General features: G+C 69.6%; 12 protein-coding genes. 2 read left to right on the forward strand and 10 right to left on the reverse strand.

Going from position 1 to position 12,253, the window contains the following annotated elements; all coding sequences use genetic code 11:
- Complete coding sequence (locus ACWEEU_RS05560; RefSeq protein WP_451728798.1) at positions 1-510, forward strand: methylated-DNA--[protein]-cysteine S-methyltransferase; 510 nt, start codon at positions 1-3, stop codon at positions 508-510.
- Between the two features lie 489 nt (positions 511-999).
- On the opposite strand, the gene ACWEEU_RS05565 is transcribed toward ACWEEU_RS05560, so the two are convergent.
- The 4 genes from ACWEEU_RS05565 to ACWEEU_RS05580 form a co-directional block, all read right to left on the reverse strand.
- On the reverse strand, positions 1,000-2,391 hold the full coding sequence (locus ACWEEU_RS05565) for a hypothetical protein (protein WP_385750781.1): 1,392 nt from the start codon (positions 2,389-2,391) through the stop codon (positions 1,000-1,002).
- The gene (locus tag ACWEEU_RS05570) at positions 2,388-2,837 is read right to left on the reverse strand and encodes a hypothetical protein (RefSeq protein ID WP_451728801.1); all 450 of its coding nucleotides are present in this window, start codon (positions 2,835-2,837) and stop codon (positions 2,388-2,390) included. Before ACWEEU_RS05570 ends, ACWEEU_RS05565 begins: the two co-directional genes overlap by 4 nt.
- A 225-nt stretch (positions 2,838-3,062) precedes the next feature.
- The gene (locus ACWEEU_RS05575) at positions 3,063-3,800 is read right to left on the reverse strand and encodes an SIR2 family NAD-dependent protein deacylase (RefSeq protein ID WP_385750786.1); all 738 of its coding nucleotides are present in this window, start codon (positions 3,798-3,800) and stop codon (positions 3,063-3,065) included.
- A gap of 62 nt (positions 3,801-3,862) precedes the next feature.
- Positions 3,863-4,357: an NUDIX domain-containing protein gene (locus ACWEEU_RS05580; RefSeq protein WP_385750789.1), complete on the reverse strand. Its 495-nt coding sequence runs from the start codon at positions 4,355-4,357 to the stop codon at positions 3,863-3,865.
- 134 nt (positions 4,358-4,491) lie between these two features.
- Here ACWEEU_RS05580 and ACWEEU_RS05585 point away from each other — a divergent pair, with 134 nt between their 5' ends.
- Entirely contained in the window at positions 4,492-5,625 is a 1,134-nt protein-coding gene (locus ACWEEU_RS05585) for a glycerate kinase (RefSeq protein ID WP_451729066.1), read from the forward strand.
- Positions 5,626-5,876: 251 nt separating this feature from the next.
- Here ACWEEU_RS05585 and pssA read toward each other — a convergent pair whose 3' ends face one another.
- The 6 genes from pssA to ACWEEU_RS05615 form a co-directional block, all read right to left on the reverse strand.
- Positions 5,877-6,695 (reverse strand): CDP-diacylglycerol--serine O-phosphatidyltransferase, encoded by an 819-nt coding sequence (gene pssA / locus ACWEEU_RS05590; RefSeq protein ID WP_161178913.1) that lies wholly within the window; start codon positions 6,693-6,695, stop codon positions 5,877-5,879.
- A 22-nt stretch (positions 6,696-6,717) separates the two neighbouring features.
- A complete protein-coding gene (locus ACWEEU_RS05595) occupies positions 6,718-7,374 on the reverse strand; it encodes a phosphatidylserine decarboxylase (protein WP_385750869.1) in 657 nt (218 codons plus the stop codon).
- Between the two features lie 168 nt (positions 7,375-7,542).
- The gene (locus ACWEEU_RS05600; protein ID WP_385750866.1) at positions 7,543-8,748 is read right to left on the reverse strand and encodes an acyl-CoA dehydrogenase family protein; all 1,206 of its coding nucleotides are present in this window, start codon (positions 8,746-8,748) and stop codon (positions 7,543-7,545) included.
- Positions 8,749-8,750: 2 nt separating this feature from the next.
- Positions 8,751-9,263 (reverse strand): MaoC family dehydratase, encoded by a 513-nt coding sequence (locus tag ACWEEU_RS05605; protein WP_385750863.1) that lies wholly within the window; start codon positions 9,261-9,263, stop codon positions 8,751-8,753.
- Between the two features lies 1 nt (position 9,264).
- Positions 9,265-10,224, reverse strand: a complete 960-nt coding sequence (locus tag ACWEEU_RS05610; protein ID WP_385750860.1) for an HpcH/HpaI aldolase/citrate lyase family protein — start codon at positions 10,222-10,224, stop codon at positions 9,265-9,267.
- Positions 10,221-12,248 carry a protein meaA gene (locus tag ACWEEU_RS05615; RefSeq protein ID WP_385750858.1) on the reverse strand — a complete coding sequence of 676 codons (2,028 nt, stop codon included), beginning with the start codon at positions 12,246-12,248 and terminating at the stop codon, positions 10,221-10,223. The genes ACWEEU_RS05610 and ACWEEU_RS05615 overlap by 4 nt, the downstream gene beginning before the upstream one ends.
- Between the last annotated feature and the right edge of the window lie 5 nt (positions 12,249-12,253).

Here is a 12,253-nt window from a genome sequence, read left to right on the forward strand (position 1 = left end):
ATGAGTGCCAGCAAGCACCACACCGTCGTCGACAGCCCCTACGGGCCCCTCACCCTCGTCGCGGACGCCGACGACACGCTGTGCGGCCTCTACATGGAGGGCCAGCGCCACCGCCCCGCCGAGGAGACCTTCGGACCGCGCGACGACACCCTGCGCGCCTTCGCCGAGGCCCGCGAGCAACTGTCCGCCTACTTCGCGGGCGACCTGACCCGGTTCACGCTCCGGCTGAACCTCGGCGGCACCCCGTTCCAGCAGCGCGTCTGGGAGCAGCTCACCCTCATCCCCTACGGGGAGACCCGCAGCTACGGCCAGCTCGCCGCCGCCCTCGGCAACCCGACCGCCTCCCGCGCGGTCGGCCTCGCCAACGGCCGCAACCCGGTCGGCATCATCGTCCCCTGCCACCGCGTCATCGGCTCCACCGGCAGCCTCACCGGCTACGGCGGCGGCCTGGCCCGCAAACAGCGGCTGCTGGAGTTCGAGAAGGTCGAGAAGGGGGAGAGCCTCTTCTGACCCGCCCCCTCCTCAGCCGCCGTACTGCCCGGCCAGCGCACTCAGCAGGCCGGGCAGCGCGGTGCCGATCGGCTCGCGGACGACCAAGGCATGGGCGGATGTGACACGAGTAACGCTGGGGCGGGAGAGTCCGAAAAGGCCAGGGATGGGGCATTCGGGGACGGGTGGCCGCAGCGGTGGCTTATCCGCCCATCACCCACCGCGCCGCGGCGACCACTCCGAGTGTGAGGGCCGGCCCTATCCACCACCACCGCATGACCCGACGCACTGACGGCAGCGCCCACAACGCTGCTGCCGCACCGGCAGCCCCGATGGTGAGGACGCAGGACAGAACGATGGCTGCATAGGCGTCTTCGTCCCATGGCCCGGATGGGCGGATGGTAAGCGCCGTCCAGCAGAAGTACGCAGCGATGAGGGTGAGCAGGACGAGAGGTACGGCGAGGACCAGGCGGAGGCAGCCGCGGTCGTCGTCCACCTGGGAAGGGCTGGTCATCGGCGCAGCGCGCTCCTTGCGTTGTCCAGATTGTTCATGAAGCCACGCCCGTAGGCCTGGGCGTCACCGTTCTGCCAGTACGGGCCGCCGTTGTAACGCGAGGCGAGCTCCTGGTACTGGGCCGGGGTCATCTCCTCGGCCGGCACGTTGGCGAACTCGCTCTCCGCCTTGAGCTGGGCCAGGTACTCCGAGGCGATGAAGATGTTCTGCCCTGGATCCTGGAGGGACTCCTCCACCATGCTGCGCTGTTGGTCCGTGAGGTGGTCGGGGTCGTAGCCCAGGACCTCGGCGCCGCGCCGTACCTGGATGGCGATGGGTCCCATGGAAGTGTTGTCGGGATTGCCGCCGAGGCGCCAGGGCAGGCTCTCGGGGGCGATCGGGCTGAGCGGAGAGTCAGCTTGTTCGCGGATGGTGTCGGTGATGTCATCAAGGATGCCGGGCTGTCCGCCGATCTCCTGCCAGGCGATGCCGGCGACCATGTCCGGCGGGAGCCCTGAGTTGTGTGCCGCCGCCTTGATGATCTCCTTGTTCGCCGCGATCCAGTCGGCACGCTCCTGGGCGTTGGAGGGCGGAGTCCAGTAACTGTCCGTCGCCCCAGGGAGGTTGGCGACCTTGAGCCGGATCTCGCGCAAGGTCGGGGAGACGATGTCGCTCCCGGCAATGGGGTAATAGTCCTGTTTGGGGCCGCTGCCGGGCAGTCGCGTCAACGGGTTCGTGCTTGCCTCGGTCGCCTCTCGCCGCAACTCCGCGATCGCAGAGACGATGTCGACGCGGTGGATGAAGCCCATGCGGAAGTCCGGCAGTAGGTCGTAGGCCTGCTTGAGCGCGTGAACGCAGATCTCCCGCGCCTCGTGCTCAGTGGTCTTCGCGAGGTGAAAGTCCCCGCCGGCAGCGTCGTGCAGCCGGTTCGCATCGTCGCGGATGTCGTCGACGTCCATGGTCAGTTCTGCGAAGAAGTCCATGACACCGGTAGTGGCTCGCATGTCCTCCCACTGGCGCATCGGCTCAGCCTTCTGGGCTTCGCGGGTGATCGCTGTGCCCTTGGTGTGGATCAGATTCGCGAGGGCTTGCTCGTTCGCCTTGCCGTTGGAGTAATGCGCTTTGGCGACCCCCAGTGCGAACGCATAGTCGGTCAGAGCGCCTGCCGCCTTGGCGTAGCCTTCGGCGAGCTGTGTGAGCAGTTTGCGCCCTTCGGTGAGCCGGGCCTCGTAGTGCTGACTGCCTTCGCTCTTCCACTGCGTGTGCTTCTCGGCGCGTTCGGCGGACGGGTCGACCGCCACGAGCATGTCGTGCAGACGCTTGAACTCCTCCGCATTGCGTTCGACGAGGGGAGGGCTGCAACTCTCCAGGAACTCGACATCCTTGCGGTGGCTGATACCGGAGCTCATCGCGCCTCCGGGGCGACGTACTGGCCGTAGCGCAGGATGTTGTCGAGGAATCGCTGCTCGACGTCGCCGTCGACCTTCACGAAATTGCTGCCGGTGGCCCGCAGGCGGGTGGAGAGCGCCGCGAACAGGGCGACCGCGTCCAAGTACTGGTCGTCGGCGAATTGAGCGAACCGTGCCACCTGCTTGGCTACCTCCTCGGGCGCTCGAGGCTCCCGGGCCATGGTGGTGAGTTCTGCGTCGGGCCGCCCCTCCTGGAGGAAGCCCGCGATCTCGATCAGTAGATTAGCGTTGCCGTTGATGGAGTCGGTCTTCGCCACCAGGGACCCGGGGGTCGGCGCACCCGCGACGCTGCCCCCGTCTGCTGGTATCTGATCGATCTGCATGCTCGTCGACTGCCGCGCCAGGGCGTCGGCCTTCAACTGGGCCCACTCCTCTTCGAAAGACACCCCGTTCCCCCTCCGGACCGTTGTTGGCTTTGTGTGGCGTTTCGAACAGTCAGTCGATCATGTCGAGGCAAGGGCTTTGTCAAAACCTCGCCACCGCCTGACAGGGGGGACCATGCGCTTTCTGTGCGAATGGTGCACCAGCGGCAGGCGCACCGTTCAACGGGCAACGATGGCACGGGAGTTGTACTGCCTGCGGAGTTTCCAACACTTCGCCTGCAGGCAGGTCTAGGCATCGCGCTGTGTACGCAACGAGCTCAGGAGTTCGGGCAGCGCGGTGCCGATCGGTTCGCGGACGACCTCGTCGGCCAGGTCGTCGTACGGCGTGGGCTCGGCGTTGACGATGATCAGGCGGGCGCCGTTGTCGGCGGCGATGCCGGCGAGACCGGCGGCGGGCTGCACCTGGAGCGTGCTGCCCACGGCGATGAACACCGTGCACGCCTTGCTGATGGACAGGGCCTCGCCCAGGACGACGGGGTCGAGCCGCTGCCCGAACATCACCGTCGCGGACTTCAGGATTCCGCCGCACTCCAGGCACGGCGGATCGTCCTCACCGGCCTCCACCCGCGCGAGGGCGTCTTCCATCGGGCCGCGCGCATGACACTTGGTGCACACGAACTCCCGTGCGCTGCCGTGGAGTTCGAGCACCTTGCGGTCCGGCATACCGGCCCGCTGGTGCAGGCCGTCCACGTTCTGCGTGAGCACCCGCACCGGCACACCGGAGCGCTCAAGCTCGGCCACCGCCCGGTGCGCGGCGTTCGGCTCCGCCTTGAGCGTGCGGTTCTTGCGCCGCATCTGCCACGAGCGGCGCCGGATCTCCGGGTCGGCCATGTAGTACCCGTACGTCACGAGCTTCTCGGCCTCCGGGTCCCGCCGCCACAGCCCGTTGGGGCCCCGGTAGTCCGGGATGCCGGAGTCGGTGGAGATGCCTGCGCCGCTGAGGACGGCTACGAGGGGCTTGGCCATGGAACCGAGGGTAGGGCGGCCGGGGGCGGCGCGGCGAGCGGATATCGCCGCTCCCCGGCCCCTCAGGCCACCCGGTGGCCGTTCTCCAGCTCCGCCGGTCCGTTGCCCTCCGCCAGGACGTCCAGGGCGGTCAGAATGCGGTCGGACAGGGGCGAGGGGAGATAGTCCGGGAGGTCGGAGCGGGGGACCAGGCGCCAGGAGAGCAGCTCCTCCTCCTGGAGACGGATCGACTTCAGCTCGGCCTCGCTCAGCACGCCGCCGTCGTACAGATACGCCACCAGCGGTGGCCGGTCCGGCCCCGGCACCCAGTCCACGGTGAGCAGCCGCCCCGGCTCCCGGTCGAGACCGATCTCCTCCAACGTCTCACGCCGCGCCCCCTGCCGGGGCGTCTCCCCGTGATCCGACTCGATCGTCCCACCCGGCAGCCCCCACCCCGGCCGGTAGTTCGGCTCGACGAGCAGCACCCGCCCCTCGTCGTCCCTGAAGAGAACCGCGGCGGCCGCGAGGACCCGGGGGAGACCCGCGATGTACGTGGCGAAGTCGTTCGACGTGGTCATCCTGGCAGCGTAACCAGGCGCGGGGCGGCGGGCACAGGGGGCACGGCGGGGCTCGCGGCGCGCGAGGGAGGGCCCTTAGGGTCGCAGCGGCGGGCGTAGGGCCGGACAGTGAGGGGCATGTGGTGGTGGACGGTGTGGGGACGGGGCGGCGGGTGCTGGTCGCCGCCGACAAGTTCAAGGGGTCGCTGACGGCCGCCGAGGTGGCCGGACGGGTCGCGGCCGGGCTGCGGCGGGTGGTGCCGGACGTCGTGGTGGAGGCGCTGCCGGTGGCCGACGGCGGGGACGGCACCGTGGACGCGGCGCTCGCGGCCGGGTTCGAGCGGCGCGAGGTGCGGGTCGCCGGGCCGCTGGGGGAGCCGGTGACGGCCGCCTTCGCCGTGCGCGGCGACACCGCCGTCGTCGAGATGGCCGAGGCCAGCGGGCTGCGGCGGCTGCCGGAGGACGTACGGGCGCCGCTGACGACGTCCACGTACGGCTCCGGGGAGCTGTTGCGGGCCGCGCTGGACGCGGGCGCGCGGAACATCGTGTTCGGCGTCGGCGGCAGCGCCACGACGGACGGCGGCGCGGGGATGCTGACGGCACTCGGCGCGCGGCTCCTGGACGGCGACGGCAAGCCGGTGGCCCCCGGCGGGGGCGCCCTCGCGGACCTCGCCCGCGCCGACCTGTCCGGCCTAGACCCGCGCCTGGCCTCCGTGGACCTGGTGCTCGCCGGGGACGTCGACAACCCGCTGACCGGACCGCGGGGCGCCGCCGCCGTGTACGGCCCGCAGAAGGGCGCCTCCCCGGCGGACGTGACCCTCCTCGACGCCGCCCTCGCCCACTACGTGAGCGTCCTCTCCGCCACCGTCCCGCGCGCGGCCGACCTCGTGACGTCCCCCGGTGCGGGCGCCGCCGGTGGCCTCGGCTACGCCGCCCTCCTGCTCGGCGCCCGCTTCCGGCCCGGCATCGAGGTCGTCCTGGACGCCCTCGGCTTCGCGGCGGCGCTGGACCGCGCCGACCTGGTCGTCACCGGCGAGGGCTCCCTCGACGAACAGACCCTCCACGGCAAGGCCCCGGCCGGAGTCGCCGCGGCAGCCCGAGCGGCAGGCAAACCGGTGGTCGCGGTCTGCGGCCGCCTGACCCTGACCCCGACCGCCCTCCACGCCGCGGGCATCACCCACGCCTACCCCCTGACCTCCCTCGAACCGGACGAATCCCGCTGCCGCGCCCAAGCGGGACCCCTCCTGGAACGCCTGGCCACCCATCTGGCCGAGGACCACCTGCTCTGAGCCGACCGCCGGACCTGCCGCGAGGCCCGGGCGCGCCCCCCGGGGCGCGGGGCGCCCGCTTGAGGCCGTCGGGTGAGCGTCCGGTCCGTCCGGCCCGAGTGAGCCTCCGCCGGAAGCCTTCGCCGTCTTCCGGCCGGCGGACTGCCGCGCCCGGCCCCGCCGGGCGTCGCGGTCCCGCCCGGCTCGCAACACCGAGGGCCCCGACCTGGCAGAGGTCGGGGCCCTCGGTGGACGCTGCTGGACCGGCGGAGCTACGGGAGCTGGGCCGCTCGGGCCTCGCGGCGGTTGTCGCGGAAGTTGTTCACCCGGCGAGCCGTGGCGAACAGGGGGATCACCGCGCCCATCACCAGCTGGAGCGCGCAGCCCGTCTGGAGGAGGAGCTGTCCGCCCGGGGCGTCGAAGGCCCAGGCGGCCAGGAGGCCCATCGAGAGGACGATCCAGCCGAGCACGGCCCCGGCCAGGCGGCCGCGCGGCTTCGGGTACTCGACCCGGCTCACCATCAGCCAGGCGGTGCCCACGATGGCCAGGAGCGTCGCCACGAAGGGCAGCTCCAGGAGCACGATCGAGACGACGGTCAGGGCGCCGAACGGCGACGGCATCCCCTGGAACATGCCGTCCTTCATCGTCACGCAGGAGAAGCGTGCGAGGCGTAGGACGACCGCGAGCAGGACGACGATCGCGCCCAGGGCGGCCACGCGCTGGTGCGCGTCGTCCGCCACCATGCCGTAGACCAGGACGAAGTACGCCGGCGCCAGACCGAAGCTGATGAGGTCGGAGAGGTTGTCCAGCTCCGCGCCCATCGGCGAGGAGCGCAGCTTGCGCGCCACCAGGCCGTCGAAGAGGTCGAAGACCGCCGCGCAGAGCATCAGGATGACCGCCGTGGCCGCGCTGTGGCGGGCCATGCCGGATTCCTGGCTGCCGGTGAGGTGCGGGATGAGGATGCCCGTGGTGGTGAAGTACACCGCCATGAACCCGCAGGTCGCGTTGCCGAGCGTGAGCGTGTCCGCTATCGACAGGCGCAGAGAGAGAGGCATCTCCTCTTCGTCGTCGGCCGCGTCGGCCTCGGGCACCCAGCCCGCCTGTGTCTCCGGATCAATCACGGTCAATGCGAGTCACCCCTGCCACGGTCTTCTGCCCGACCTCGACCGCGACCTCCACGCCCTCGGGCAGGTAGAGGTCGACACGCGAGCCGAAGCGGATCAGACCGATGCGCTCGCCCTGCTCGACCTTCGTCCCCTCGGGGAGGTACGGCACGATACGGCGAGCCACCGCTCCCGCGATCTGGATCATCTCGATGTCGCCGAGTTCGGTGTCGAAATGCCAGACTACGCGCTCGTTGTTCTCGCTCTCCTTGTTGAAAGCCGGAACAAAGCCGCCGGGGATGTGCTCGACCGACGTCACGGTGCCCGCCAGAGGCGCCCGGTTGACGTGGACGTTCAGCGGGCTCATGAAGATCGCGACGCGGGTGCGGCCGTCCTTCCACGGCATGATGCTCTGCACCACACCGTCGGCGGGGGAGATGACCCGGCCCGTGGCGATCTCGCGCTCGGGGTCGCGGAAGAACCACAGCATCCCCGCCGCGAGCGCGGTGGCGGGAACGGCGACGGCCTTGGCGGCGCCCGAGCGGCGGGCGCGGGCCAGGCTGAGGGCTGCGGTGGCGACGGTCGGGAGGAGCCACGGCGATGCTCCGCGCGCGAGGCGTACGCCGGCCCGGCTGTCGCGAGGTGCAGAGGTTTGGCTGTGGGGCATGGATGACCTTCGTAGCGGATGATGCCGCGCTTGACGGGGGACGGCGGCTTTCCGGGATCGTACCGGGAGCGGGCCGCAACTGGGCAAGCCAGGAAGCCGAGTCGACGGCTGAAGACCGTCGACGGGGTGTGATCTTCCCTACGAAGAAAACACCCCGTCCCCGGACAATCAGCCCTGGAACCGGTACTCTTCGAGCAGTCTGCGACCGATGATCATTTTCTGGATCTCGGCGGTGCCTTCACCGATGAGCAGCATGGGCGCTTCGCGGTACAGGCGCTCGATCTCGTACTCCTTGGAGAAGCCGTAGCCGCCGTGGATGCGGAAGGCGTCCTCCACCACTTCCTTGCAGTACTCCGACGCGAGGTACTTCGCCATCCCGGCCTCCAGGTCGTTTCGCTCCCCGGAGTCCTTTTTGCGTGCGGCGTTCACCATCATCGCATGGGCGGCCTCGACCTTGGTGGCCATCTCGGCCAGCTTGAACTGGATGGCCTGGTGCTGGGCGATCGGCTTGCCGAAGGTGTGGCGCTGCTGCGCGTACTGGACGCCCAGTTCGAAGGCGCGCTGGGCGACACCGCAGCCGCGTGCCGCCACGTTGACGCGGCCGACCTCCACGCCGTCCATCATTTGGTAAAAACCACGCCCGGTGACGCCGCCGAGCACGCGGTCGGCCGGAATGCGCAGACCGTCCATGATCAGCTCGGTGGTGTCGACGCCCTTGTAGCCCATCTTGTCGATCTTGCCGGGGATCGTGAGCCCCGGCCGGACCTCGCCGAAGCCGGGCTCCTTCTCCACCAGGAAGGTCGTCATCGACTTGTGGGGCGCGGTCCCCTCGGGGTGGCCTTCGTCACTGCGGACGAGGACGGCCACGAGCGACGACGTGCCGCCGTTCGTCAGCCACATCTTCTGGCCGTTCAGGACGTACTCGTCGCCGTCCTTCACCGCCTTCGACGTGATGGCCGACACGTCCGAGCCCAGCGCCGGCTCCGACATCGAGAAGGCGCCCCGGATGTCGCCGAGGGCCATCTTCGGCAGGTAGTAGTCCTTCTGCTCCTCCGTGCCGTGCTGCTTGAGCATGTACGCCACGATGAAGTGCGTGTTGATGATCCCGGAGACCGACATCCAGCCCCGGGCGATCTCCTCCACGCACAGCGCGTAGGTGAGGAGGGACTCGCCCAGGCCGCCGTACTCCTCGGGGATCATCAGGCCGAACAGGCCGAGTTCCTTCAGGCCGTCGACGATCGCTTGCGGATACTCGTCGCGGTGCTCCAGCTCGGTCGCGACCGGGATGATCTCCTTGTCCACGAAGTCGCGGACGGTGGAGAGGATCTCCTGCTGGATGTCCGTCAGACCTGCGGTCTGGGCGAGTCGGGCCATGCCTACTTCTCCTGGTCCTTGAGTTCCGGACGGCCCGGCTGTTCGCCGCCGCGCTCCTTGATGTACGTCTCGGTCGGCACCATGACCTTGCGGCGGAAGACGCACACCAGGGTGCCGTCCTGCTTGTAGCCCTTGGTCTCCACGTGCACGATCCCGCGGTCGTTCTTCGACTTCGACGGCCACTTGTCCAGCACGGTGGTCTCGCCGTAGATCGTGTCCCCGTGGAAGGTCGGCGCCACGTGCCTCAGCGACTCGATCTCCAGGTTGGCGATCGCCTTGCCCGACACGTCCGGTACCGACATGCCCAGCAGCAGGGAGTAGATGTAGTTGCCCACCACCACGTTCTTGCCGAAGTCGGTCGTGCTCCCGGCGTAGTTGGCGTCCATGTGGAGCGGGTGGTGGTTCATGGTGAGGAGGCAGAAGAGGTGGTCGTCGTACTCGGTGACCGTCTTTCCCGGCCAGTGCTTGTAGACGGCCCCGACCTCGAACTCCTCGTAGGTGCGCCCGAACTGCATCTCACGCCTCCGGAATCTCGAACTTGCTGGTCCGCCGCATTCCGGCCGCGCGGCCCTTGCCCGCGATGACCAGGGCCATCTTCCGGCTGGCCTCGTCGATCATCTCGTCGCCGAGCATCGCCGAGCCCTTCTTGCCGCCCGCCTCGGAGGTGCAGTACTCGTACGCGTCGAGGATCAGCTCGGCGTGGTCGTAGTCCTCCTGCGAGGGCGAGAAGACCTCGTTGGCGGCGTCCACCTGACCCGGGTGCAGCACCCACTTGCCGTCGAAGCCGAGGGCCGCGGCGCGCTCGGCGACCGCCCGGAAGCCGTCGACGTTGCGGATCTGGAGGTAGGGGCCGTCGATCGCCTGGAGGTCGTTGGCGCGGGCGGCCATGAGGATCTTCATGAGGATGTAGTGGTAGGCGTCCGCCGGGTAGCCGGGCGGCTGCTCGCCCACGACCAGCGACTTCATGTTGATCGACGCCATGAAGTCGGCGGGGCCGAAGATGATCGTCTCCAGGCGGGGGCTGGCCTGCGCGATCTCGTTGACGTTGTTGAGGCCCTGGGCGTTCTCGATCTGCGCCTCGATGCCGATCCGGCCGACCTCGAAGCCCATGGTCTTCTCGATCTGGGTGAGCAGCAGGTCGAGGGCGACCACCTGTTCGGCGTTCTGCACCTTGGGCAGCATGATGCAGTCGAGGTTCGGGCCCGCGCCCTCGACCACGGTCACGACGTCCCGGTACGTCCACTCGGTCGTCCAGTCGTTGACCCGCACGACCCGTGTCTTGCCCGTCCAGTCGCCCTCGTTGAGGAACTTGACGATGGTGTGCCGCGCGTCGGGCTTGGCGAGCGGCGCGCACGCGTCCTCCAGGTCCAGGAAGACCTGGTCGGCGGGCAGCCCCTGCGCCTTCTCCAGGAAGCGCGGGTTGCTCCCCGGCACCGCCAGACAGGAGCGGCGCGGACGCAGACGGTTGACAGTCATGCGGGGACCTCCAGGGGGTCGAGCTTGTTCGCTGTGCGGATCTCGTCGACGATACGGCCGATGATTCCCGTGATGTCGAAGTCCTTCGGGGTGAACACGGCCGCCACACCCACGGACTTCAGCAATTCGGCGTCGGCGTTCGGGATGATGCCGCCCGCGATCACCGGGATGTCGTGCGCGCCGGCCTCGCGCAGCCGCTCCAGCACGTCCGGGACGAGCTGGGCATGCGAGCCGGACAGGATGGACAGGCCGACCGCGTGCACGTCCTCCGCGAGGGCGGCGTCCACGATCTGTTCCGGGGTCAGCCGGATGCCCTGGTAGACCACCTCGAACCCGGCGTCACGGGCGCGCACGGCTATCTGCTCGGCGCCGTTGGAGTGGCCGTCCAGACCCGGCTTGCCGACCAGGAAGCGCAGCTTGCCCACGCCCAGCTCGCGCGCGGTGGCGTCCACCCGGGCGCGGACCCCCGCCATCGGGGAACCTGCCTCGGCGGCGACGGCGACGGGAGCCGAGGAGACACCGGTGGGGGCCCGGTACTCCCCGAACACCTCGCGCAGTGCCCCCGCCCACTCGCCGGTCGTGACCCCGGCGCGGGCGCACTCGAGCGTGGCCTCCATCAGGTTCTCGGTGCCCTTGGCGGCCTCCTTCAGCCGCTCCAGCGCCTTGCAGGGGCGCGGGTGGTTGAAGGGCGGCTGATAGCGGGTGTCACGCCAGTGCCGCAGCGCGGCGATCACCCGGTTCTCGACGGCCGGGTCGACCGTCTGGATCGCGGTGTCCAGGTCGGCGGTGAGCGGGTTCGGCTCGGTCGTCTCGAAGATGTTGACGCCGACGATCTTCTCGTCGCCGGACTCGATCCGCGCCCGCCGCTCGGCGTGCGAGGCGACCAGCTGCGCCTTGAGATACCCGGACTCGACGGCGGCCATCGCGCCGCCCATCTCCTCGATCCGGGCCATCTCCGCGAAGGACTCGTCGACCAGCGCGGCCACCTTCGCCTCGATGACGTGCGAGCCGGCGAAGATGTCCTCGTACTCCAGCAGGTCGCTCTCGTGCGCCAGGACCTGCTGGATGCGCAGCGACCACTGCTGGTCCCAGGGCCGGGGCAGGCCGAGCGCCTCGTTCCAGGCGGGCAACTGGACGGCACGCGCGCGGGCGTCCTTCGACAACGTCACCGCCAGCATCTCCAGGACGATCCGCTGGACGTTGTTCTCCGGCTGCGCCTCGGTCAGGCCGAGCGAGTTGACCTGGACGCCGTAGCGGAACCGGCGCTGCTTGGGGTTCTCGATGCCGTACCGCTCGCGGGTGACCTGGTCCCAGATGCGGCCGAACGCGCGCATCTTGCACATCTCCTCGACGAAGCGGACGCCCGCGTTCACGAAGAAGGAGATGCGCGCGACCACGTCGCCCATGCGCTCCTGGGGCACCTGGCCGGAGTCGCGCACGGCGTCCAGGACGGCGATCGCGGTGGACATGGCGTACGCGATCTCCTGCACCGGCGTGGCGCCGGCCTCCTGGAGGTGGTAGCTGCAGATGTTGATCGGGTTCCACTTGGGGAGGTGGGACACCGTGTACGCGATCATGTCGGTCGTCAGCCGGAGCGAGGGCCCGGGCGGGAAGACGTGCGTCCCGCGCGAGAGGTACTCCTTGACGATGTCGTTCTGGGTCGTGCCCTGGAGCCGGGTGATGTCCGCGCCCTGCTCCTCGGCGACGACCTGGTAGAGCGCCAGCAGCCACATGGCGGTGGCGTTGATCGTCATCGAGGTGTTCATCTGCTCCAGCGGGATGTCCTGGAACAGCCTGCGCATGTCACCCAGATGCGAGACGGGCACGCCGACCCGGCCGACCTCGCCGCGGGCGAGGATGTGGTCGGCGTCGTAGCCGGTCTGGGTGGGCAGGTCGAAGGCGACCGACAGACCGGTCTGGCCCTTGGCGAGGTTGCGCCGGTACAGCTCGTTCGACGCCTCCGCCGTGGAGTGGCCGGCGTACGTGCGCATGAGCCACGGCCGGTCCTTCTGACGCTGTGTCATCTGTG

This window comes from Streptomyces sp. NPDC005004 (assembly GCF_053600675.1).

Coding starts and splice junctions, on each gene's coding strand:
- ACWEEU_RS05575 (WP_385750786.1), bottom strand. CDS start 3,800: ATGGCCAAGCCCCTCGTAGCCGTCCTCAGCGGCGCAGGCATCTCCACC.
- ACWEEU_RS05605 (WP_385750863.1), bottom strand. CDS start 9,263: ATGCAGTTCGGGCGCACCTACGAGGAGTTCGAGGTCGGGGCCGTCTAC.
- ACWEEU_RS05595 (WP_385750869.1), bottom strand. CDS start 7,374: ATGCCCCACAGCCAAACCTCTGCACCTCGCGACAGCCGGGCCGGCGTA.
- ACWEEU_RS05560 (WP_451728798.1), top strand. CDS start 1: ATGAGTGCCAGCAAGCACCACACCGTCGTCGACAGCCCCTACGGGCCC.
- ACWEEU_RS05565 (WP_385750781.1), bottom strand. CDS start 2,391: ATGAGCTCCGGTATCAGCCACCGCAAGGATGTCGAGTTCCTGGAGAGT.
- ACWEEU_RS05580 (WP_385750789.1), bottom strand. CDS start 4,357: ATGACCACGTCGAACGACTTCGCCACGTACATCGCGGGTCTCCCCCGG.
- ACWEEU_RS05615 (WP_385750858.1), bottom strand. CDS start 12,248: ATGACACAGCGTCAGAAGGACCGGCCGTGGCTCATGCGCACGTACGCC.
- ACWEEU_RS05610 (WP_385750860.1), bottom strand. CDS start 10,224: ATGACTGTCAACCGTCTGCGTCCGCGCCGCTCCTGTCTGGCGGTGCCG.
- ACWEEU_RS05600 (WP_385750866.1), bottom strand. CDS start 8,748: ATGGCCCGACTCGCCCAGACCGCAGGTCTGACGGACATCCAGCAGGAG.